This window comes from Propioniciclava sp., from assembly GCF_047602245.1.
Classification (GTDB): domain Bacteria; phylum Actinomycetota; class Actinomycetes; order Propionibacteriales; family Propionibacteriaceae; genus Propioniciclava.
Genome location: NZ_JASGHT010000001.1, coordinates 97,515 through 117,949 on the forward strand (window position 1 = coordinate 97,515; position 20,435 = coordinate 117,949).

The following is a 20,435-nucleotide window of genomic DNA, read 5'->3' on the forward strand; positions in this document are numbered from 1 at the left end:
CGTGCCGACCGCGGGTGAGTCGGTGGGACTCACCCAGACCCACACCGTCCGGCTGTTCACGCCCGAGCAGCCGCTGCTGCTCGCCGGTGGCGACGCACTCGGCCTGGTCGATGTCACCTACGAGACCTACGGCACCTTGAATGCGGACGCCTCGAACGCCGTCTACATCTGCCATGCGCTCACCGGGGACGCCCATGCCGCCGGATGGCATGCCGGCGACCGGCGTCCGGGATGGTGGGACAACCTGATCGGGCCGGGGCGTCCGCTCGACACCAACCGGTTCTTCGTGATCTGCAGCAACCTGCTCGGCGGCTGCCAGGGCACCACCGGCCCGGCGTCGGTCAACCCCGAGACCGGCACGCCGTACGGGATGGACTTCCCGCTGCTCGACATGGCCGACTTCGTCACCGTGCACCGGGCGCTGCTGGCCCATCTGGGCGTGAAGAAGCTGCTGGTGGCGCTCGGCGGATCGCTGGGCGGCATGCAGGTGCTGCAATGGGCGTTGAGCCATCCCGAAGACATGGCGCACGCCACGATCGTCGCCGCGTCCAGCCGGCTGACCGCGCAGAACATCGCGTTCTCGGCGGTGGCCCGGCGGGCGATCACCGACGATCCCGACTTCCACGACGGCGACTACTCCACGCTCGGCACCAACCCCGACATGGGCTTGTCGATCGCGCGGATGATGGCGCACATCACGTATCTGTCCGAGGAGGCGTTCACCGAGAAGTTCGGCCGCTCGCCCCAGTTCGAGACCTCGCAGCGCGGCTTCGGCATCGACTTCGCCGTCGAAAGCTACCTCGACCATCAGGGCCAGGTGTTCCTGGAGCGATTCGACGCGCTCAGCTACCTGTACCTGAGCCGGGTGATGGACTACTTCGACCCGTTCTCCCGCCCGGACGCCCTCGCCGCGATCGCCGCTTCGCCGGTGCGGTCGATGGTGCTCAGCTTCGACAGCGACTGGCGCTTCTCCAGCGATCATTCGCTGCGCATCGTCCGGCGGCTGGAAGGTGCGCGCGTGCCGGTCACCTTCCGTGACCTGAAGTCGCCCTATGGGCACGATTCGTTCCTGCTGGAGGATCCGATCTACCACGCCACGCTGCGCGCGTGGTTCGACCGCGCCCTGGAGGTGGGACTGTGACCGGGCTCGGACGCCTACGCCTCGACCTCGAACTGGTCGCCGACCAGGTGTTTCCCGGCAGCCGGGTGCTCGACCTGGGCTGCGGCTCCGGCACCCTGCTGGCCCACCTGATGCAGACCAAAGGCTGCACCGGCACCGGCGTGGAGATCAACCCGGACTCGGTGCTGGCCGCGATCCGCCGCGGCGTCCCCGTGCTCGACCGTCGCGTCGAGGACGCCCTGGTCGACATCGCCGACGACTCCTACGACACCGTCGTGCTCTCGCGCACCCTGCAGAGCATGATCGAACCCGAACTGGTGCTCACCCAGATGGCCCGGGTCGCCGAACGCCTCATCGTGTCGGTGCCGAACTTCGGCTACTACCCCAACCGGCTACGCCTGCTGCGCGGCCGGATGCCGGTGTCGAAGGAAATCCCCTACGCCTGGTACGACACCCCGAACCTGCGCTTCACCACCCTGGCCGACCTGGAGGACTTGTTCTCCCGGCTCAACCTGATCATCGACCGCCGGTTCACCTACACCCAGACCGGACGCCGCCTGCGCATGTACGGCTCCGCCGCCAACCTGCTGGCCGGAGCCGCCGTCTACGTCCTGCGCCCGACCGCGTAGGGGCGTCCGGCATCCGGGTTCGTGTCAACGCGCGAGCGCGGCGAGGAGGCGCTCGGCGCTGCCGCCCAGGTTGAGCTCCGACGCCAGGGACGCGAAGGCTTCCGGATCGCGAGGGGCACGCGGCAATGACAGATCGACCTCGGGCAAGGAGACATCGCGAGCGACCGCGACGACCTCGCGCGCGGGGCCGAGGTAGTCGATGGCCGCGGTCAACGAGCGCTGCACCGCAGGCGTGAGGGCGGACGCGTGCGCGACGATGCCGTCCAGGTCGCCGTAGCGTGCCAGCAAGGACGCCGCGGTCTTCTCACCGATCCCCTTCACGCCCGGCAGGCCGTCGGAGGGATCGCCGCGCATCACCGCGAAGTCGACGTAGCTCGCGCCGGTGATGCCGTATTTCGCCGCCAGCCAGGCGTCGTTGACGCGCTCGTGTTTGGCGACACCGCGGGCCACGTACAGCACCCGGACGCCGGCGGCGTCGTCAACGAGCTGGAACAGGTCCCGGTCGCCGGTGACCACGTCGACCGGGCCGTCGAAGCCGGTGGCCAGGGTGCCGATCACGTCGTCGGCCTCGTAGCCGGGGGCGCCGACGACCGGAATGCCGGCGGCGTCCAGCACCGCGCGAATCCAGGGCACCTGGGCGTTGAGCGCGTCCGGCACCTCTTCGGCCTCCCCGCCGTCGGCGATCGCGACCCGGTGCGCCTTGTAGCTGGGCAGCAGGCCGACCCGCCAGGCCGGGCGCCAATCGTCGTCCCAGCAGCAGGCGAGATGGGTGGGGGAGTAGTCGGCCACGAAGCGGGCGATGAAGTCGAGCAGGCCGCGGACGGCGTTCACCGGTTGTCCCGAGGCCGATGTCAGCGAGTCGGGCAGGCCGAAGAAGGCGCGGAAATACAGCGAGGCGGTGTCGAGCAGGAGCAGTCGGCGATCGTCCATGGCACCTGAGTGTGTCACGATGGGCGGGTGGAGAGCCTCGACGCACAGATCCTCGGCCTGCTGGCCCGCGACGGCCGCATGTCCTACACCGACATCGGCAAGGCGACCGGGTTGTCGACCTCGGCCGCCCAGCAGCGCGTCCGCCGCCTGGAACAGCGCGGGGTGATCACCGGCTATCGCGCGATCATCGACCCGGCCAGCATCGGACGCCTGCTGACGGCGTTCGTCTCGGTGCGCACCCACGATCCCAGCGTCGAGGACGACGAGGCCGAGCGTCTGGCCGACCTTCCCGAGATCGTGTCCTGCTGGTCGCTGGCCGGCCAGGCCAGCTACCTGCTGCAGGTGCAGGTGGCCGAGCCCAGCGACCTGGAGCGTCTGCTCCGCGAGATCCGGCACCGGGTGAGCGTCAGCACCGAGACCTCGCTGGTGCTCAGCACGCCCTTCCAGGACCGTCCGCTCGTCTGAGGTTTTCTAGACGGACGCCTCGCGCGCGAGGTGCTCCAGCAGCAGCGCCTCGCTGAGCGCGGCCCGCTTGATGTCGCCCAGATCCACCGATTCGTCGATGCCGTGCATCCGCGAGTCCGGGTCGACGACACCCACCACCAGCACCTCGGCCTCAGGGAACGCGCGCTGGAAGTCGGCGACCATCGGGATCGAGCCACCTTGCCCCATCTCGACCACGTCCTCGCCCCAGGCGTCGGCGTAGATCGCGGTCGCGGCGCTCGCGATCGGCCCAGTCGAGGGCACCACGGTGCCCGAGCCGGTCTCACCGCCGTGGAAACTCACCTGCGCGCCGAACGGCGCATGGGCGAGCAGGTGCGCCTGGAGCGCCTGCATCGCCGCCGCCGGATCCTGGTTCGGGGCGAGCCGCATGCTCACCTTGGCGCGGGCGCTTGGCACCAGGGTGTTGGACGCCTTCGCGATCGGCGTCGAATCGACCGCCAGCACAGTGATGGCCGGACGCCCCCACAGCCGGTCGGCGATCGGTCCGGTGCCGGTGAACCGGACGCCGTCCAGGATGCCGGTCTCGGCGCGCAGCCGGTCCTCGGGGTAGTCGAGCGCGAACGGCTCGGCGGTGGCCAGCCCGGCCACGGCGACGTCGCCGTTCTCGTCGTGCAGGGTGGCGAGCAGCCGGATCAGCGTGGTGAGGGCGTCCGGGGCGGCGCCGCCGTACTGGCCCGAATGCAGCGCATGGTCGAGCGTCCTCACCTCGACGACGGTGTCGGCCAGGCCGCGCAGGGCGGTGGTGAAGGACGGCGTCCCGACCTGCCAGTTGCCCGAATCGCAGATGACGTACAGGTCGGCGGCGAGCAGATCGGCGTGCCGCTCCATGATCCGGGCCAGCGACGGCGAGCCGATCTCCTCCTCGCCTTCGACGAACACGGTGACGCCGACCGGCGGGCGCCCGTCGAAGGCACGCAGCGCGGCCAGGTGCACCGCGATGCCGGCCTTGTCGTCGACGGCCCCGCGGCCGTACAGCCGTCCGTCGCGTTCGGTCGCCTCGAAGGGCGCCGACGTCCACAGGGTTTCGTCGCCGGCCTGCTGCACGTCGTGGTGCGCGTACAGGCACACGGTCGGTGCTCCCTCGGGCGCGGGGAAGCGGGCGATCACCGCCGGCTGGCCGCCCTCGGCGACGATCCGCACGTCCGGGCAGCCCAGGCCGGTCATCAGCCCCGCGACGGCATCGGCCGTGTGCTGCACGTCGGGATGATGCTCCGGGATCGAGCTCACCGAGGGGATCGCCACCAGGGCGGCCAGGTCGGAGTAGACGCCGGGCATCAGGTCGTTCACGCGGTCACGCAGGTCGGTCATGAGGTCGAGGCTAGTCCTCTTCAGCGAGCCACTAGGCTTCGGGCGTGAACTCGCCCAGCCCTTCGTCGGTGTCCGGCTGGGCCATGGCCCCGGTCTCGGCGCTCGCCGGGCTGGCGGCCTCGGCGTCCTTCATGCCGTTCAACGTGTGGCCGCTGGCCTTCGTCGCGGTGGCGGTGCTGGTCTGGACGGCGTCCCGCGCGGGCCGGTTGCGGGCCGCCGTCGGTCAGGGGTGGGCGTTCGGGCTGGTGTTCATGGGCACCTCGCTGGTGTGGCAGACCGAGATCCTGATCCTGTCCTACACCGCGCTCACCGTGATGATGTCGGCCTTCTACGCCGGGCTCGGCGGCGCCCTGTTCGCGGTGCGCCGGCTGCCGGCGGCACCGTTGTGGGGTGCGGCGGCGTGGACGGCGATGGAGTGGCTCACCTCGGTGGTCCCGTTCGGCGGCTTCGCCTGGATGCGGCTCGGCTACACCCAGCTCGACTCGCCGCTGGCCGCCTTCTACCCGCTGACCGGCGCCGCATCGGTCACCTTCTGGATCGCGCTCACCGGTGCCCTGCTCGCCCGGCTGGCGGACGCCGGCCGCGTCCGTACCGGGATCGCGCTGGGCCTGACCGCCGCGCTGGTGTCCGCCGCCGCGCTGACCGGGCTGCCTGCGGCGTCCGCACCGGAGCAGTCGGTGAACGTGGGCTGGGTGCAGCCGGGAGCGCCCGGGGGTGGCGTGTACGGGCTCGGCCCGGCGCGCACCATCACCTACAATTCCGCGGCCGAGACCGGACGGCTGATGGCGCGCGTCCGCGCCGGCGACGAACCCGCGCCCGCCTTCCTGGTCTGGCCGGAGAACTCCACCGACATGGATCCGCGCAGCGACGCCCCGACGCTGCGGGCGGTCGAGTCGGCCGTGGCCGGGGCGGGCCTCGGCATCCTGGTCGGCTCGATCTACTCCGACGACGCGCGCGAGGAGCGCCAGACCGTCGCGGTCTGGTGGGACGCCGACGGTCCCGAACTCGCCTACGCGAAGCGGAACCTGGTGCCGTTCGGGGAGTGGATCCCGTTCCGGGACGTGCTGCTGCCGCTGATTCCCGAGTTGCGCTACGTCGGCTACCAGTCGGTGCCGGGCACCACGCCGGGCACCTTCCCGGTCACCCTTCCCGACGGCCGCGAGATCACCGGCGGCGTGGTGATCTGCTACGAGGTGGTCTACCCCGAGACCGTCTACCAGGCAGCCCGCCAGGCGCAGGTGATGATCGTGCAGAGCAGCAACGCGATGTACCAGGGCACCATCCAGATCGACCAGCAGTTCGCGGCCACCCGGGTCCGCGCCGCCGAGATGCGCCGCGAGATCCTGGTGGTGACCACCTCGGGCATCTCGGGGCTGATCGGCACGCACGGCGAGGTGCTGGAGCGCGTGCCCGACTCGGTGCCGGCCTCCGGCGTGCACGCGTTGCCGCTGCGCACCGGCGTGACGCCCGCGATGGTGCTGAGCCGTTTCGTCGAGGGTGCGCTCGCCGCCGTGGGCGCGGTCGGCGTCCTGCTCGGCATGGTCACCACCGCTCGCCGCCGCGGGGATGGAACAATGGATGTTCAACAGCGCCCCGCATCGGGGCGAGCGAAGGAGAATTAACCCCAATGGCGCAGTCGTATGACGGGCTCGGTCGCGTCCTGGTCATCGTCCCGACCTACAACGAGATCGACAACGTCGACATGATCACCGCACGCCTCCGCGTGGCCGTGCCCGAGGCCGATGTGCTGATCGTGGACGACAACTCACCCGATGGCACCGGACGCCGCGCCGACGAGCTTTCCTCCGCCGACGAGCAGATCCACGTGCTGCACCGCCATGGCAAGGAGGGGCTCGGCGCCGCCTACCTGGCCGGGTTCGGCTGGGGCCTGGAGCGCGGCTATGACGTGCTCGTCGAATTCGACGCCGACGGCTCGCACCAGCCCGAGCAGCTGCCGGCCGTCCTGGTGGCCCTGCACGAGGCGGACATGGTGAAGGGGTCGCGCTGGGTGAAGGGCGGTTCGGTGGTCAACTGGCCGCTGCACCGCGAACTGCTCAGCCGCGGCGGCAGCCTCTACATCCGGCTGCTGCTCGGCGTGCCGGTGCGCGACGTCACCGGCGGCCTGAACGCGTTCCGCGCCGAGGTGCTGCGCGACATTCTCAACTCCCCGATCGACAAGCAGGGCTACGGCATCCAGCGTGACCTCACCCTCAACGCGCACCGGCGCGGCTACCGGATCGCCGAGGTGCCGATCGAGTTCATCGAGCGCACCCGCGGCGAATCCAAGATGGACGGCACCGTGGTCAAGGAGGCGATGATCCGCACGACCGAGCTCGGCCTGAAGCATCGCGGCCGCCAACTGTCGGAGGGCTTCAAGCAGCTGCGCACGGGCGCCGGAGCGGCCGGCGAGCGCGCGGGCCGCTTCGTCGGCGCGGTGACGAAGGCCGCCCAAGACACGGTGCGCGCCACCCGCGAGGGCAAGGGGCGGACGGGGGACCGCTGATGCGGCGAGCACCGATCGTGCTGATCATCGTCGGCGTCCTCGCGGTCGCCGAGATCGCGCTGATCGCGACCGTCGCCGGCCAGATCGGCATCGGCTGGACGCTGCTCGCGCTGGTCGGCACCGCAGCGCTCGGCGGCTACCTATGGCGCCGTGAGGGCAGCCGCGCGTGGGCGTCCCTGGCGCAGGCCCAAGGCGACCCCGACCAGATCGGCAAGCGGGTCACCGACACCGCGCTGATCTTCATCGGCGGGCTGCTGTTGCTGCTGCCGGGCTTCCTCAGCGACGTGCTGGGCTTGGTCTGCCTGATCCCGTTCACCCGGCCGCTGGCGCGCGGCGCCGTCCAGACCATCATGAAGGCGATGACGCGCCGCTACCGCGACCAGGCCGGGCTGATCGACCTACAGCTGCGCCCCGACACGGTCGTGCCGGGCGAAACCGTCGACGATCAATCGCCGCCGAACCGGCAGCCAAGGCGTCCGGACGGCGACGACGATCTGATCATCCGCGGCGAGATCGAGCCCTGAGCCCGAGCCTCGCCGTGACGGGGATCACGGCTGCTTGCGGATCTCCTCCAGGCGCTCGGCCAGGATGTCCTCGAGTTCCTCGATCGAGCGGCGCTCGCGCAGCATGTCCCAGTGGGTGCGGACCGGCTTGGTCGGCTTCGCCTCGTGCTCGGCGCCGTCGGAGCGGCGCGACGGCTTGCCGCAACGCGGGCATTCCCACTCGGTCGGCAGGTCGGCCTCGGCCGCGAACGGAATGGTGAAATGGTGCCCGTTCGGGCAGTCGAACGACGTGTCCTGGCGAGGCGCGAGTTCAACGCCTGAGGGATCGGCGAGGCTCTTCGAGCCCAGGCCCTGGCCCCTGAGTGCCTTGTCTGCCATAGCGTCCTCCTTCGTCGGTGACGCTTCAACGGTACCGGGGCGCGCAATGTTCCCGGCCAGGGGCGCCATCGGGGGTTCTCATTCGACGGTGTGGCCGTCCTCGCGGACGCCGAGCATCACCACGAAGCCGGCCAGCAGGATGATCGCGATGCCGAGGATCCCCCAGTACTGGGTGTTCGTCTCGCCGGTGAGCCGGGCACCGAGCAGGATGCCGCCGCCGAACATGATCGGTGACAGGAACGACGCCACCCGCCCGGTGGTGGCGTACAGCCCGAACATCTCCCCGCCCTTGCCGCCGGGCGTGATCCGCGCCAGGAAGGAACGGGACGCCGACTGGGCCGGCCCGACGAAGGCGGTCATCGCCATGCCGAGGGTCCAGAAGACGATCTGGCCCCGGTCGTGCAGGAAGAACACGCCCAAGGAGAGCGCGACGAGCGCGCCCAGCGAGATCAGGATGACCTTCTTGGGGCCGATCCGGTCGTCGAGATAGCCGAACGCGATGGTGGACACACCCGCGATCACGTTGGCGACCGCGCCGAAGATGATCACGCTGCCCGGGCTGAACCCGAAAGTGCCCGCGGCGAGGATGGCGCCGAAGGCGAACACGCCGGCCAAGCCGTCGCGGAAGAGGGCCGAGGCCAGCAGGAAGTAGGCGGTGTGCCGGCTGGTGCGCCACAGCTTCGCGATGGAGCGGCCCAGCAGCCGATACGACTCGGCGATGCCGACCCGCTCGACGCTCGCCCGCGGCCGGTCCCGGAGCGCGACGAAGGTGGGGATGGTGAACAGCAGAATCCACACCCCGCAGACGAGCATCGACACCCGGATGTCGGTCGCATCGGTGTTGCTCACCCCGAACAGGCCGACCTCGGGGGCGATGAACCCGAAGTTCAGCACCAGCAGCGCGACGATGCCGCCCAGGTAGCCCAGCCCCCAGCCGAACCCCGACACACGCCCGACGTTGTCGGGCGTCGAGACCTCCTCGATCAGGGCGTAGTAGTTCACGTTCGCGATCTCGCCGACCACGGTGGCGACGGCCAGAATGCCTAGCCCGAGCCACAAGTAGGCCGGGTCGGGGCGCACGAAGTAGAGCGCGGCGGCCAGCAGCGCGATCAGCCAGGTCTGCCAGCGCAGGTTGCGCACGGTGCGGCCGGTGCGGTCGGAGTTCTGGCCCAGCACCGGGGCCATCGCGACGACGGCGACACCCGCGATCAGGCTGGACAGCGTCAGCGCCAGCGAGGTGGTGTTGGTGTCGCCGAACGCGCTGCCGGTCATGTAGACGCTGAAGACGAAGGTGATGATGACGGTGTTCAGGGGCTGGGTGCCCCAGTCCCACATCGCCCAGGCCCAGACCTTGCGGCGCGAAATCGCCTCGTTCACGGACGCTCCTGCCACAGCCCGCGTCCCACCAGGACCTCCTTCAGCGTGACCAGATCGTCGCTGAACAGTCCATCGACGCCTTGATCGATCAACTTCTCCATGTCGGCGCGCTCGTTGATCGTCCACACGTTGACCCGCGCGCCCTTGCGCCGTGCGGTCCGGATCAGGCCCGACTTCATCAGCGGAACCTTGGTGCGCGGCTCGAGCACGGGGATCTGGAAGGACTGCCCGGCCATCGGCCAATAGCGGCGCAACCCCGGCGCCCAGGCGGCCACGGCGATCTCGACCGGGGACGCCGAGGTGGCCACCCGGGGACCGGCCAGGAGCCGGAACGCACGCAGCGTCGAGGTCGAGAAGCTCGCCACGCAGACGCGCTCCTCGGCACGGTGCCGCCGGATCGACCGGGCCAGCGGCTCGATGCAGGCCGACGCCTTGAGGTCGATGTTGAACCGGGCTTCGGGAAAGGTCTCCAGTAGTTCGTCGAACAGCGGGATCGGTTCCAGCCCGCCGATGCGCGCCTGCGACACCTCCCGCCATGGCAGCGTGGCGACCAGCCCGGAGCCGTCCGTGGCGTGGTCGAGGATGGGGTCGTGGAAGGCGATCAGGACGCCGTCGGCGGTGAGGTGGACGTCGGTTTCCAGGTAGCGGAACCCGAGATCCCAGGCGCCCCGGAAGGCGCGCACACTGTTCTCGACTTCAGGTGGTGCGGTGGGGGAGAACCCGCCGCGATGAGCGAACGCGATGAACCGCGCGTCGAAGTAGGGGAAGCGATCAGCCCGCATGGTGCACACCTTAGGGCCAACGGCCCTAGCCAGCGAGCCCCGCATCACCGGGATACCGGCCCCGGACGGCGTCGGGCCGGGAAGCACACCGTACGGTCATGGCGCGGACCGGGCGCCCGTCCGGTGCACAATGGCGGGCGTGACGACGATTCTCTCCATCCAGTCCTCGGTGGCCTACGGGCACGTGGGGAACAGTGCTGCGACCTTCCCGCTGATGCGGCTCGGCTGCGAGGTGTGGCCCGTCATCACGGTGCACTTCTCCAACAACACCTCCTACCCGAGCAAGAAGGGCCCGCTGCTGCGGCCCGAGGACGTCCGCGACGTGGTGGACGGCATCGACGAGCTGGGCGTGCTGCCGCGCGTGGACGCCGTCCTGACCGGCTATCAGGGTGCGCCCGCCATGGGTGCGGAGATCCTGCGGATCGTCGAGCTGGTCAAGCAGCGCAACACCGAAGCGATCTACTGCTGCGATCCGGTGATGGGCGATGTGGGCCGCGGCATGTACGTGCTGCCAGGCATCCCCGAGTTCATCCGCGACCATGTGGTGGCCTCGGCCGACATCATGACGCCCAACCACTACGAGCTGAACTTCCTCACCGGCCGCGAGGCGACCACCCTGGAGGAGGTGGTGGACGCCGCGCACGCGCTGCGCGCCCAGGGCCCGGACGTGGTCCTGGTCACCTCGGTGGTGGTCGAGGGCGCCGACCCGGATTCGGTCACCATGGTCGCGGTCAACGGCGAGGGCGCCTGGGCGGTCACCACGCCGCTGCTGGAGCGCACCTTCACCGGGTCGGGCGACCTGACCTCGTCGATGTTCCTGGCGGCGTGGTTGGAAACCGGCTCGCTCGAGGCGTCCGTCACCCGCACCGCCGACATCGTCTACTCGGTGCTGGAGCACACCACCGGGCTCGACCAGCGCGAACTAGCCCTGGTCGCGGCGCAGGACGACCTGGTCTCCCCGCGATTCCATTTCGAGGCGACCCGGGTGCGCTGATCAGTCGAAGAACGGCTGGATGTCCGCGCCGAGGGCATTCAGCCGGTTCGCGAGATCCTCGTAGCCGCGGTTGATCATGTAGACGTCGCGCAGCACGGTGATACCGGGAGTGGCGAGCGAGGCCAGCAGCAGGCAGACCGCCGGGCGCAGCGCGGGCGGGCAGATCACCTCTTGGGCGGCACGCCAGCGGGTCGGGCCTTTGACCGCGAGGCGGTGCGGATCCATCAGCGTGGTGCGGGCGCCCAGCTTGTTCAGCTCGACCAAGTGGATCGCCCGGTTGTCGTAGACCCAGTCGTGGATCAGCGTCTCACCCTCGGCGACCGCGGCGATCACCGCGAAGAACGGCAGGTTGTCGATATTGAGGCCGGGGAACGGCATCGGGTGGATCTTGTCGGCCGCGGCATGCAGCTCGGAGGGGTGGACGGTGATGTCGACCAGCCGGGTGCGCCCGTTGGCGGCGGTGTACTCGTCCGACAGCTCGAAGCGCAGGCCCATGTCGGCCAGGATCGCCAACTCGATCTCGAGGAACTCGATGGGGGAGCGGCAAATGGTCAGTTCCGAACCGGTCACCACGGCGGCGGTGATCAGGCTCATCGCCTCGATCGGGTCCTCCGACGGGGCCACCCGCACATCGGTGGAGATCTCCTCCACACCGGTGACAGTGAGCGTGGTCGACCCGATGCCGTCGATCCGGACGCCGAGCTTCTCCAGGAAGAAGCACAGATCCTGAACCATGTAGTTGGGCGACGCGTTGCGGATCACGGTCGTGCCCGGGTCGAGCGCAGCCGCCATCAGCACGTTCTCGGTGACGGTGTCGCCCCGCTCGGTGAGCGTGATGTGACGGACGCCGCCCGGCACCTCGCGCACCGACGCCTGGTACCAGCCCTCGGTCGCCTTCACGTCGAGACCGAACGCGTGCAGCGCCTGCATGTGCGGGGTGACGGTGCGGGTGCCCAGGTTGCAGCCGCCCGCGTAGGGCAGCTGGAACTCGGGCAGCAGGTGCAGCAGCGGGCCGAGGAACATGATCACGCTGCGAGTGCGCCGCGCCGCCTCGATGTCCATCGCGTCGAGATCGAGCACGTCGGGGCGGACGAGTTCCAGCTCCGACTTGTCGTTCGACCAGCGCACCTGGACGCCGATCGACTCCAGCACCTCGAGGATCCGGTTGACCTCTTCGATGCGGGCCACGCCCTCCAGCACGGTGCGGCCCCGGTTGAGCAGCGACGCACACAGCAGCGCGACGGCGGCGTTCTTCGACGAGCGGACGTCGATGCTGCCGTTCAGCTTCGCGCCACCCTTGATCCGCAGGTGCATGGTGCGCCGGATCACCGGGGCGAGCGACGGATCGTGCAGCGCGACGGCAAGGCGTTCCACCGTCGCGAGGTCGGCATCGCCGCCACCGGACTCGATTTCGCGCAGCTCGGCGTTCGTCAGATCGAGTGCTTCGGCGACCTGCGGAAGCCCCAGACCACGCTGCAGGCGGGCGTCGCGGACCAGGCGTCCGATCCCCGGATATGAATACGTCACAGCGCACCAGTCTACCGGACACCATTGCGACACCCCGCGACGCCGAGACGGGGAGGGTCGTCGGCGCCCCGCACCTAGTAATAGAGTGACCGCCATGAGCTCTCACTTCGACGTCGTCGTCCTTGGGGCGGGTCCGGGCGGGTACGTGGCCGCCATCCGTGCCGCGCAGTTGGGCAAGAAGGTTGCCATCATCGAGAAGGAATATTGGGGGGGTGTCTGCCTGAACGTCGGATGCATCCCGACCAAGTCGCTGCTGCGCAATGCCGAGATTGCGCACATCGTCACCAAGGAGGCCAAGGCCTTCGGTATTTCCGGGGACATCAGCGTCGACTACGGCGTGGCGTTCGGCCGTTCGCGCAAGGTGTCCGAACGCATGGTGGGCGGCATCCACTACCTGATGAAGAAGAACAAGATCCAGGAGTTCCACGGCTGGGGCACCTTCGCCGACGCGAAGACGATCGACATCGCCGCGAACGACGGCTCCACCCAGCGCGTCACCTTCGACAACTGCATCATCGCCGCCGGCGCCACCACCAAGCTGCTGCGCGGCACGCAGTGGAGCGCCAACGTCATCTCCTACAAGGAGCAGATCCTCGCCGACGCGCTGCCCACGTCGATCATCATCGGCGGTTCGGGGGCCATCGGCACCGAGTTCGCCTACGTGCTCAACTCCTACGGTGTCGACGTCACCATCGTGGAATTCCTCGACCGGATGGTGCCCAACGAGGATCCCGAGGTGTCGGCCGAGCTGGCCAAGGCCTACAAGAAGCTGGGCATCAAGGTGCTCACCTCGACCGCTGTCACCTCCGTTGAGGACACCGGCGCCGGCGTCCGCGTCACCATTCAGCCCGCCAAGGGCGGCGAGGCGACGGTCCTGGAGGCCGACAAGATGTTGCAGGCGATGGGCTTCGCGCCGCGGGTGGAGGGCTACGGCCTGGAGAACACCGGCGTGACGGTGTCCGAGCGCGGCGTCATCGAGATCGACGACTACATGCGCACCAACGTGCCCGGCATCTACGCGATCGGCGACTGCACCGGCAAGCTGATGCTCGCCCACACCGCCGAGGCCCAGGGCGTGGTGGCCTCGGAGACCATCGCGGGTGCGGAGACGATGGCGATCAACTACGACATGATCCCGCGTGCCACCTACTGCCAGCCGCAGATCGCCTCCTTCGGTTACACCGAGCAGCAGGCCAAGGACAAGGGCTTCAACGTCAAGGTCGGCAAGTTCCCGTTCTCGGCCAACGGCAAGGCCTGGGGCCTGGGCGACGCCACCGGTTTCGTCAAGGTGGTGGCGGACGCCGAGCACAACGAGATCCTGGGCGCGCACATGATCGGGCCCGACGTCACCGAGTTGTTGCCCGAGCTGGTGCTGGCCCAGATGTGGGATCTGACCGCCGAGGAGGTCGGGCGCTCGATCCACGCGCACCCGACCCTGTCCGAGGCGATCAAGGAGGCCGTCGAAGGCGTCGCCGGCCACATGATCAACTTCTGATCCGGACGCCGCGTCGCCTTGGGCGCCCTGAGGGACGGAAAGCCCCCTCCGGTGACCCGGAGGGGGCTTTCCTCATCCATGCGCAGGTGGCGACAGGGGAGAGCGCGGCGTCCCTATCGGGATGCGCTCACCTTGGGGATCTCAGTACCACAGGTGTGCGATGTCGACGACGACACGGCTTCCGCCGCCGGGGCCGTCGAGGACGAAGGTGCGCATCGGCAGCCGAGCGCGGACGCCGAGACCAATGAGCGTGTGGCCTTCGAACGACTCCACGAGGGCGACCTGGCGCAGGGTGCGGTAGTTGGTCACGTTGACGATCCGGTTGGGATTGGCGGGACGGTAGGTGGGCTCACCGTCGTCGTCGTAGGTGGGAGCGCTGACCCACACCTCAAGCTTCGCACCACCGGCGAGCGGCACTGCCTGGTCGGCGGTACCTCTTACCTCGTCCACATACATGACGGCATAGCCGGCGGCCGGGCCGGACACATCGATCACCAGGCGGTCGAAGCACTGGTGCCGGCCGGCGCGCACGTTGGTGACCGTGCTGAAGTTATAGTCTTCCGAAATCTTCGGCAGCGAACCCCAGAACGCCTCACACACGATGGCTTGGGCGGGGGTGGCGGCGACCCATGAGCCCGCCACGGCGATGACCGCTGCGGCCGTGGTGGCCGCGAAACGTCGTAGTTTCATTTCGTTTCCTTTCCCGAGGGGAACACTGCGCCGGGATTTGACTGGAAATAATATTCCAGAATCTGGCTCTTTGAAAGAGCCGGGGGAGAGAATTCAACGAACACTTATCCCCGGGGGTGTGATCCTGACCGAACGCTGAGGGTGTGCGCGAGGACGCTGAAGGCTGGGGGCGATACCTGAGGAGGTCCCCCTGATCACTCAGCGATCAGTACCACCGGTGGGCGACATCGAGGACGATCCAGCTTCCACCGTTCGGACCATCAAGGACGCATGCTCGCATCGGCAAGCGCGCACGGACACCGACCATGAAGACCGTGGAGCCGTCGAAGGACGACCCCGCATAGTCGACCTGGCGGAAGGTGCGGAATCCGCTGACATCCACGACCTGTTACGGATTCTCCGGAGAGAAGGCAACCTAGCTCTCGCCATCACCGCGGCAGCCGCGGTCGCGGCAATACGTCGAAAGATCATGGCCATTACCTTCCGGCGGGATTCTCTTCCGGTGGGAGTGGTGCCGGGAGATAGCTGGTGAGCATATTCAGGAATCGATCACACGGATAGGTATAGGAAGGAGATTTCATCCAACGCTCAGCTACCGACGGCGGAAGGAGAGCGGCCGTCGGTCGCCCCCTCGTTGCCGCCGAGCCGCGCGGGACGGGGCAGCAGAGAGCCCGGGGGGAGCCGCGTCGCGCGTTGTCGCCAGGCGTGTCGTTGCGGCTTGAGCCACTCGGACTCCTAGTCTGCTGTCATGGAGCGGCAGTATCGCTGGCAGGTCCAGCCGAGATTCTTCGTCATTCTCAGCATTCTCGTGGGCCTTATCTTCGGAGTGTGGGGCGTGGTGCGGCTCATAGCGCACGTGACCGCGCCGCGTCCACCCGAACTGCCGCGTGGTGGACGAACGGTCTTTCCGGAGTACCGGCTGTTCGGCTATTCGGGCTATCCGGATGCCGCATCCCTGGGCCGGCTCGGAACCGGCGATATCGATGAACGCATGGCGGAAATCGAGAAGTCGGGCCAGGATTTCCTGCGCGGACGGAAATTGATGCCCGTGATGGAACTGATCGCCGTCACCGTGCATCCCACTCCCGGATCCGACGGCATGTACCGCACCCGCGTCAAGGACGAGATCATCGAGAGTTGGCTCGCCACGGCGCGCAAGCACCAGGCGATGCTGCTGCTGAACATCCAGCCCGGCCGGGCGAAGTTCCTCGACGAGGTGAAGCACTTCGAGCGGTGGCTCCGCGAACCGGAGGTCGGGCTGGCTCTGGATCCCGAATGGGCCGTGGGGCCGGATCAGGTGCCGGGCAAGGTGTTCGGCCGGACGTCCGGCCCGGAGCTGGACGAGGTGGCGCGCTACGTCGCCGGCCTCGTGGCCGAGCACGACCTGCCCGAGAAGGTGCTGCTGTACCACCAGCTGCACGTCGACATCGTTGCCGAGGAGGACAAGCTCGCCACCCATCCAGGCGTGGTGCTGGTGAAGTCCATCGACGGTATCGGGACGCCGAAGGCCAAGACATCCACGTGGCAGCGCATCGTCGATCGGACGCCGGAGCACGTCCATGTCGGCTTCAAACTGTTCTTCGAAGAGGACGCCCGCCACGGCCCGCTGATGACACCCGATGAGGTGATGGCACTCCGACCCGAGCCGGAGTACATCCTGTACGAGTGACGGCCATCCGCGGTGAGAAGCTCCGGGTGGGACTACCGACCCGGAGCTTCTCACCACAGGCGGCAGTCTTGACCTTCGGCGTCCCGATGCCGTCGAAGGCTCGGGTGACCGCCACGGACAGCGCCGCCCCACCCAAACACCTTGTCCGATAATGCACATTATGTCATTTATGACGACGGTGTCGCCTCGCCCAGGCGGGCGATGAAGTCCTTCATCGCGGGCGCCACGACCTCCGGGCGGTCGCGCTGCACCCAATGACCGGCGTCGCGGACGACCAACAGCTCTGCGTCGGGCAATTGCGCCGCGGCCCGTTCGGCGCAGGCGACGGGGACGCCGCTGTCGTGGTCGCCGTGGACGATCAGGACCGGGCATGCGACCGATCCCAGCCGGTCGGTGTAGTTCGTGTTGAGATGGTTCCACAGGAACTGGTCGCGCTGCCATTGCTCGAACGCCTCGAAACTGGAGCCGCGGGCGGCGTCCATGATGGCGTCGAGCAGTTCCGGCGTCCGTTGCTCAGGGTTGCGGATCAGGCCACGAACGCTGGTCGCCATCAAGGTACGGCTCGCGCCGTACAGTTTCATCACCGCACCGAGCATGCCGCTGCGCAGCATCACCCAGGTGACCACGTGCAACGGCGCGGCGAGCGGGCCCTCGAACTGGCGATCCATCAGGCCGTAGCTGCCCAGCAGGATGACGCCGGCCACACCGCGCGGGCGCCTGAGGACGTGCCCGAGCGCCATTCCCCCACCCAGCGACAGCCCTCCGATGACGTAGCGATCCAGGCCGAGGGCGTCCACGAACTCACCGACGTAGGCCACCAGCCGGCCGTGGGTCGCCGGCCACGCCGGCGGGCTTTCGCCGTAGCCAGGATGATCCGGGGCCAGGACGCGGTGACCCGCCGCGGCCAGCGCGGGCCCGACCTCGCCCCACGACAATGCCGCACTGTCGAGCCCGCCACCGTGCAGAAGCAGCACCGTGGAGGCCGGCTCGCCCTCAGGGAGCCATTCGAGATACGACACCTCGCCCCAGGAAAACGGGAGCATCTGCCTTCGCGTGTCCATCGCTCCCCTCGCTCGCCATGGTCGTCGCTCGTCGCGACCCGCAGCCTGCCGACGCAGGGCCACGCCATGGACTTCCGGTGCGCCGGATGACGGTGGCCAACTGCCGGAAACGTCACACAAATCAAGGAGAACGCCCGACCGGAGCGCCATTCCTGTGACGATTCCGGCATCCACCGACCGCAGTCGCCCTCGCCCCCACACTACCCCACTGCATGACACTTGGGTACCATTTTGGTATGAGCATCCAGATTGCCGTGAGACTTCCCGACGAACTCGCGGCGTTCGTCGACGGCGAGATCGCCGCCGGGCGCGCCGCGAGCCGGGCGGCGGTCGTCACCCGCGCCCTCGAACGCGAGAAGCGCCACCAGGCTGCACTGACCGACATCGAGATCCTGAAGAGCACCCGCGACGACTTCGACGGCCTCGCCGAGCATGCCGCACGGCTGCCCCTCGACCTGGACTGAGCATGCGCCCGATCCATCTGGCCCGGCTCGACAAGACCCGTCCGGTGCTGGTGCTCACCCGCGAACTCGTCCGGCCGTACCTGCAGCGCGTGACGGTGGCGCCGATCATCTCGACCGTACGAGGACTCTCCACCGAACTCGCCGTGGGTGCCCGCAACGGCCTCGACCACGAGTCCGTGGTGAGCCTCGACACCATCGTCACGATTCCCGCCGCCGACCTCGGACGGCAACTCGGATTCCTGCACCCCGACCAGGAACCGGCTCTCGCCGAGGTGATCGCGACCGCCTTCGACCTGCGCTAGCGGCGTCGCCTGGTCATCACCGGATCGATAGGGTCACCTCATGCGGACCATCGGCGTGCTGGGCGGAATGAGTTGGGAGTCGTCGGCGGCCTGGTATCGCCTGGCCAACGAGCGCGTGCGCGCGGAACGGGGCGGGCATCACTCCGCGCCGATCCTGCTCGACTCGCTCGACTTCGCCGAGATCGAGGCGATGCAGGCACGAGGCGACTGGGACGCCGCCGGAAGGCTGCTCGCCGAACATGCCCGCCGCCTCGAAGCCGCCGGTGCCGGCGTGATCGCCCTGGCCACCAACACGATGCACCTGGTCGCCGACCAGATCGAGGCCGCGATCAGCGTGCCGTTCGTGCACCTGGTGGACGCCACCGCGCGCGCCATCAAGGCGTCCGGCCTTTCCACGGTCGGCCTGCTCGGCACGGCGTTCACGATGGAGCAGCCCTTCTACCGCGAGCGGCTGGCGCGCCACGGCGTCCGTAGCCTGATCCCGGGCGAGGAGGACCGGCGCACCGTCCACACGGTCATCTATGACGAGTTGGTGTTCGGCGTCCTCAACCCGGACTCCCGGCAGCGCTATCGCGAGATCATCGGACGCCTCGTCGACGCCGGTGCCGAGGGCGTCATCCTGGGCTGCACCGAGATCGAGCTGCTGATCGCCGCCGAGGACTCCCCCGTCCCGGTCTTCCCCACCACCGCCATCCATGTGGACGCGACCCTCGCGGCGGCGTCCGGCGATCACCCCTAGTCGGAGGTGAGTCGGGCGGTGAGTCAGGTGGCGAGCGTGCGGGGCTACGTGCTGGTCGGCGGCTGGCCGGGATCGGGCAAGACGACGCTCGCCCGCGCGCTGGCCGACGAGTTGGGCATCGACTACCTCGCCAAGGATGAGGTGAAGGAAGCCCTGATGGACCAGCTCGGCGCCCCCGGATCGGTCGAGGAGTCCCAGCGCATCGGACGCGCAGCCGTCGCCGCCGTGCTGCGCGCGGCCCAGGGCTGCCGGGCCGCGGTCATCGAACAGCACCTGGTTTCCCTACACCGCCACGATGGTGTCCGCGCTGCCTGGGCCCTTTGTCGAGGTGCGCTGCCAAGTACCCCTCGAGGTGGTCCAGCACCGATACGCCGCGCGCCGGCGGGACGCCCGGCACCTCGATAACCAGCGCTCGCAAGCCGAACTGTGGGGCCAACCCGTCGCCCCGCTGGGCGTCGGCCCCCTGATCACCGTCGACACCGCCACCTGTGTCGACCTGCACGCCCTCGCACGCCAGATCCGCGGACACCTCACCGAGAGCAACCTGACCTGACGCGCTCGACTCACCGCGCGCCTCGCATGCCAGATCCGCAGACACCTCGCCGGGAGCAGCCTGCGCCGATAGGGAGCCGACGGCCCCTGCGGCGAGCGGAGCATCTGACATCGACACCATGCCGTGCATCACTGATGCACAGAAAGCGCATCCTTGGTGCTATCTTGGTGGCATGAGGACGACGGTACGACTCGACCCTGAGGTCGCTGCAGCAGCCGAGCGGCTGCGCAGGGAACGCCACATCGGTCTCGGTGAGGCCGTCAACGAACTCGCTCGCGCGGGTCTGGCGCAGAAGCAGACGCCTGCGCGCTTCCAGCAGCGCACAGCCACCGTCGGGCTGAAGGTCGATGTCACCAACATCGCCGACACGCTGGAGCTGCTCGATCAGTATGACGCCGAGGATGCGCGGTGATCGTCGACGCCAACGTTCTGCTGTACGCCGTCGATGACCGGTCGCACTTCCACACCACCGCACGGACATGGCTGGACGAGGCGATGAACGGTGTCGAACGCGTCGGGCTGCCGTGGGCGTCCCTGATGGCATTCCAACGCATCATCACTCATCCCCGAGTGACCGCGAGCCCACTGACCCCAGCCGAGGCATGGAGCTTCATCACCGACTGGCTTGACGCCGACCAGGCCTGGGTACCCACACCGGGAAGCCGCCACCGCGACGTCCTCGGACGGCTCCTGATCGACGGCGACCTGCGCGGAAACCTCACCACCGACGCTCACCTGGCCGCGCTGGCCATCGAGCACGGCACCAGCATCTGCTCCTTCGACAGCGACTTCGCCCGCTTCGACGGCCTCGACTGGATCAACCCCGACCGTCGATAGCACCAGAGCGGACGCTAGGGTGCTGGCAGGCTGGGCCGCGGCGCTCGCGCTGGCGGCAATCGGCCTGTGG

General features: G+C 68.8%; 24 protein-coding genes and 1 pseudogene. 16 read left to right on the plus strand and 9 right to left on the minus strand.

Annotated elements, in window-relative coordinates:
- The first annotated feature begins 1 nt into the window (after position 1).
- Both metX and metW read left to right on the plus strand, forming a co-directional pair.
- On the plus strand, positions 2 to 1,141 hold the full coding sequence (gene metX, locus QM708_RS00470; RefSeq protein WP_415111187.1) for a homoserine O-acetyltransferase MetX: 1,140 nt from the start codon (positions 2 to 4) through the stop codon (positions 1,139 to 1,141).
- Entirely contained in the window at positions 1,138 to 1,749 is a 612-nt protein-coding gene (gene metW, locus QM708_RS00475) for a methionine biosynthesis protein MetW (protein ID WP_415103324.1), read from the plus strand. Before metX ends, metW begins: the two co-directional genes overlap by 4 nt.
- A 24-nt stretch (positions 1,750 to 1,773) precedes the next feature.
- Here metW and QM708_RS00480 read toward each other — a convergent pair whose 3' ends face one another.
- The gene (locus QM708_RS00480; protein ID WP_415103326.1) at positions 1,774 to 2,679 is read right to left on the minus strand and encodes a 5'-3' exonuclease; all 906 of its coding nucleotides are present in this window, start codon (positions 2,677 to 2,679) and stop codon (positions 1,774 to 1,776) included.
- A gap of 27 nt (positions 2,680 to 2,706) precedes the next feature.
- Here QM708_RS00480 and QM708_RS00485 point away from each other — a divergent pair, with 27 nt between their 5' ends.
- The gene (locus tag QM708_RS00485) at positions 2,707 to 3,144 is read left to right on the plus strand and encodes an Lrp/AsnC family transcriptional regulator (RefSeq protein WP_415103328.1); all 438 of its coding nucleotides are present in this window, start codon (positions 2,707 to 2,709) and stop codon (positions 3,142 to 3,144) included.
- A gap of 6 nt (positions 3,145 to 3,150) precedes the next feature.
- On the opposite strand, the gene QM708_RS00490 is transcribed toward QM708_RS00485, so the two are convergent.
- The gene (locus QM708_RS00490; protein ID WP_415103330.1) at positions 3,151 to 4,491 is read right to left on the minus strand and encodes a dipeptidase; all 1,341 of its coding nucleotides are present in this window, start codon (positions 4,489 to 4,491) and stop codon (positions 3,151 to 3,153) included.
- A 44-nt stretch (positions 4,492 to 4,535) separates the two neighbouring features.
- Here QM708_RS00490 and lnt point away from each other — a divergent pair, with 44 nt between their 5' ends.
- The 3 genes and pseudogenes from lnt (at position 4,536) to QM708_RS00505 (ending at position 7,518) form a co-directional block, all read left to right on the plus strand.
- Positions 4,536 to 6,113 (plus strand): apolipoprotein N-acyltransferase, encoded by a 1,578-nt coding sequence (gene lnt, locus QM708_RS00495; protein WP_415103332.1) that lies wholly within the window; start codon positions 4,536 to 4,538, stop codon positions 6,111 to 6,113.
- A 5-nt stretch (positions 6,114 to 6,118) separates the two neighbouring features.
- Positions 6,119 to 6,859 (plus strand): annotated as a pseudogene (locus QM708_RS00500) (polyprenol monophosphomannose synthase); the annotation flags it as partial.
- A gap of 134 nt (positions 6,860 to 6,993) precedes the next feature.
- Complete coding sequence (locus QM708_RS00505) at positions 6,994 to 7,518, plus strand: FxsA family protein (RefSeq protein WP_415103334.1); 525 nt, start codon at positions 6,994 to 6,996, stop codon at positions 7,516 to 7,518.
- A gap of 24 nt (positions 7,519 to 7,542) precedes the next feature.
- Here the strand turns inward: QM708_RS00505 and QM708_RS00510 are convergent, their stop codons facing one another.
- The 3 genes from QM708_RS00510 to QM708_RS00520 form a co-directional block, all read right to left on the minus strand.
- The gene (locus QM708_RS00510) at positions 7,543 to 7,875 is read right to left on the minus strand and encodes an RNA polymerase-binding protein RbpA (protein WP_415103336.1); all 333 of its coding nucleotides are present in this window, start codon (positions 7,873 to 7,875) and stop codon (positions 7,543 to 7,545) included.
- Positions 7,876 to 7,953: 78 nt separating this feature from the next.
- Positions 7,954 to 9,252: an MFS transporter gene (locus QM708_RS00515; protein ID WP_415103338.1), complete on the minus strand. Its 1,299-nt coding sequence runs from the start codon at positions 9,250 to 9,252 to the stop codon at positions 7,954 to 7,956.
- Complete coding sequence (locus QM708_RS00520; RefSeq protein ID WP_415103340.1) at positions 9,249 to 10,034, minus strand: glycerophosphodiester phosphodiesterase family protein; 786 nt, start codon at positions 10,032 to 10,034, stop codon at positions 9,249 to 9,251. The genes QM708_RS00515 and QM708_RS00520 overlap by 4 nt, the downstream gene beginning before the upstream one ends.
- A gap of 130 nt (positions 10,035 to 10,164) precedes the next feature.
- On the opposite strand from QM708_RS00520, the gene pdxY reads away from it, so the two are divergent.
- Positions 10,165 to 11,028, plus strand: coding sequence for a pyridoxal kinase PdxY (gene pdxY, locus QM708_RS00525; protein ID WP_415103342.1), 864 nt, complete (start codon positions 10,165 to 10,167; stop codon positions 11,026 to 11,028).
- Here the strand turns inward: pdxY and QM708_RS00530 are convergent, their stop codons facing one another.
- Positions 11,029 to 12,555, minus strand: coding sequence for a helix-turn-helix domain-containing protein (locus QM708_RS00530; RefSeq protein ID WP_415103344.1), 1,527 nt, complete (start codon positions 12,553 to 12,555; stop codon positions 11,029 to 11,031). It lies immediately after the preceding gene.
- 94 nt (positions 12,556 to 12,649) lie between these two features.
- On the opposite strand from QM708_RS00530, the gene lpdA reads away from it, so the two are divergent.
- Positions 12,650 to 14,050 (plus strand): dihydrolipoyl dehydrogenase, encoded by a 1,401-nt coding sequence (gene lpdA / locus QM708_RS00535; protein ID WP_415103346.1) that lies wholly within the window; start codon positions 12,650 to 12,652, stop codon positions 14,048 to 14,050.
- 141 nt (positions 14,051 to 14,191) lie between these two features.
- Here the strand turns inward: lpdA and QM708_RS00540 are convergent, their stop codons facing one another.
- The gene (locus QM708_RS00540; RefSeq protein WP_415103348.1) at positions 14,192 to 14,740 is read right to left on the minus strand and encodes a hypothetical protein; all 549 of its coding nucleotides are present in this window, start codon (positions 14,738 to 14,740) and stop codon (positions 14,192 to 14,194) included.
- Positions 14,741 to 14,945: 205 nt separating this feature from the next.
- The gene (locus QM708_RS00545) at positions 14,946 to 15,122 is read right to left on the minus strand and encodes a hypothetical protein (protein WP_415103350.1); all 177 of its coding nucleotides are present in this window, start codon (positions 15,120 to 15,122) and stop codon (positions 14,946 to 14,948) included.
- A 366-nt stretch (positions 15,123 to 15,488) separates the two neighbouring features.
- Here QM708_RS00545 and QM708_RS00550 point away from each other — a divergent pair, with 366 nt between their 5' ends.
- A complete protein-coding gene (locus QM708_RS00550; protein WP_415103352.1) occupies positions 15,489 to 16,409 on the plus strand; it encodes a hypothetical protein in 921 nt (306 codons plus the stop codon).
- Between the two features lie 167 nt (positions 16,410 to 16,576).
- On the opposite strand, the gene QM708_RS00555 is transcribed toward QM708_RS00550, so the two are convergent.
- The gene (locus QM708_RS00555) at positions 16,577 to 17,470 is read right to left on the minus strand and encodes an alpha/beta fold hydrolase (RefSeq protein ID WP_415103354.1); all 894 of its coding nucleotides are present in this window, start codon (positions 17,468 to 17,470) and stop codon (positions 16,577 to 16,579) included.
- A 236-nt stretch (positions 17,471 to 17,706) separates the two neighbouring features.
- On the opposite strand from QM708_RS00555, the gene QM708_RS00560 reads away from it, so the two are divergent.
- The 7 genes from QM708_RS00560 to QM708_RS00590 all read left to right on the plus strand — a co-directional run bounded on the left by QM708_RS00560 (position 17,707) and on the right by QM708_RS00590 (position 20,365).
- Positions 17,707 to 17,934: a hypothetical protein gene (locus QM708_RS00560; RefSeq protein ID WP_415103356.1), complete on the plus strand. Its 228-nt coding sequence runs from the start codon at positions 17,707 to 17,709 to the stop codon at positions 17,932 to 17,934.
- Between the two features lie 2 nt (positions 17,935 to 17,936).
- Positions 17,937 to 18,236, plus strand: a complete 300-nt coding sequence (locus tag QM708_RS00565; RefSeq protein ID WP_415103358.1) for a type II toxin-antitoxin system PemK/MazF family toxin — start codon at positions 17,937 to 17,939, stop codon at positions 18,234 to 18,236.
- Positions 18,237 to 18,276: 40 nt separating this feature from the next.
- Positions 18,277 to 18,975, plus strand: a complete 699-nt coding sequence (locus QM708_RS00570; protein WP_415103360.1) for an aspartate/glutamate racemase family protein — start codon at positions 18,277 to 18,279, stop codon at positions 18,973 to 18,975.
- Positions 18,976 to 19,002: 27 nt separating this feature from the next.
- Positions 19,003 to 19,380, plus strand: a complete 378-nt coding sequence (locus QM708_RS00575) for an AAA family ATPase (protein ID WP_415103362.1) — start codon at positions 19,003 to 19,005, stop codon at positions 19,378 to 19,380.
- Complete coding sequence (locus tag QM708_RS00580) at positions 19,328 to 19,528, plus strand: hypothetical protein (RefSeq protein ID WP_415103364.1); 201 nt, start codon at positions 19,328 to 19,330, stop codon at positions 19,526 to 19,528. Before QM708_RS00575 ends, QM708_RS00580 begins: the two co-directional genes overlap by 53 nt.
- Positions 19,529 to 19,700: 172 nt before the next feature.
- Positions 19,701 to 19,940: a CopG family transcriptional regulator gene (locus QM708_RS00585; protein ID WP_415103366.1), complete on the plus strand. Its 240-nt coding sequence runs from the start codon at positions 19,701 to 19,703 to the stop codon at positions 19,938 to 19,940.
- Positions 19,937 to 20,365, plus strand: a complete 429-nt coding sequence (locus QM708_RS00590) for a type II toxin-antitoxin system VapC family toxin (protein WP_415103368.1) — start codon at positions 19,937 to 19,939, stop codon at positions 20,363 to 20,365. The genes QM708_RS00585 and QM708_RS00590 overlap by 4 nt, the downstream gene beginning before the upstream one ends.
- Positions 20,366 to 20,435: the final 70 nt, after the last annotated feature.

What these genes read in the sequence shown, in the direction of transcription:
- QM708_RS00565 (WP_415103358.1), top strand. Translation starts at nt 17,937, where the DNA reads ATGCGCCCGATCCATCTGGCCCGGCTCGACAAGACCCGTCCGGTGCTG.
- QM708_RS00555 (WP_415103354.1), bottom strand. Translation starts at nt 17,470, where the DNA reads ATGGACACGCGAAGGCAGATGCTCCCGTTTTCCTGGGGCGAGGTGTCG.
- QM708_RS00490 (WP_415103330.1), bottom strand. Translation starts at nt 4,491, where the DNA reads ATGACCGACCTGCGTGACCGCGTGAACGACCTGATGCCCGGCGTCTAC.
- QM708_RS00540 (WP_415103348.1), bottom strand. Translation starts at nt 14,740, where the DNA reads ATGAAACTACGACGTTTCGCGGCCACCACGGCCGCAGCGGTCATCGCC.
- pdxY (WP_415103342.1), top strand. Translation starts at nt 10,165, where the DNA reads ATGGCGGGCGTGACGACGATTCTCTCCATCCAGTCCTCGGTGGCCTAC.
- QM708_RS00505 (WP_415103334.1), top strand. Translation starts at nt 6,994, where the DNA reads ATGCGGCGAGCACCGATCGTGCTGATCATCGTCGGCGTCCTCGCGGTC.
- QM708_RS00480 (WP_415103326.1), bottom strand. Translation starts at nt 2,679, where the DNA reads ATGGACGATCGCCGACTGCTCCTGCTCGACACCGCCTCGCTGTATTTC.
- QM708_RS00520 (WP_415103340.1), bottom strand. Translation starts at nt 10,034, where the DNA reads ATGCGGGCTGATCGCTTCCCCTACTTCGACGCGCGGTTCATCGCGTTC.
- lpdA (WP_415103346.1), top strand. Translation starts at nt 12,650, where the DNA reads ATGAGCTCTCACTTCGACGTCGTCGTCCTTGGGGCGGGTCCGGGCGGG.
- QM708_RS00560 (WP_415103356.1), top strand. Translation starts at nt 17,707, where the DNA reads ATGAGCATCCAGATTGCCGTGAGACTTCCCGACGAACTCGCGGCGTTC.
- QM708_RS00585 (WP_415103366.1), top strand. Translation starts at nt 19,701, where the DNA reads ATGAGGACGACGGTACGACTCGACCCTGAGGTCGCTGCAGCAGCCGAG.
- QM708_RS00550 (WP_415103352.1), top strand. Translation starts at nt 15,489, where the DNA reads ATGGAGCGGCAGTATCGCTGGCAGGTCCAGCCGAGATTCTTCGTCATT.
- QM708_RS00510 (WP_415103336.1), bottom strand. Translation starts at nt 7,875, where the DNA reads ATGGCAGACAAGGCACTCAGGGGCCAGGGCCTGGGCTCGAAGAGCCTC.
- QM708_RS00570 (WP_415103360.1), top strand. Translation starts at nt 18,277, where the DNA reads ATGCGGACCATCGGCGTGCTGGGCGGAATGAGTTGGGAGTCGTCGGCG.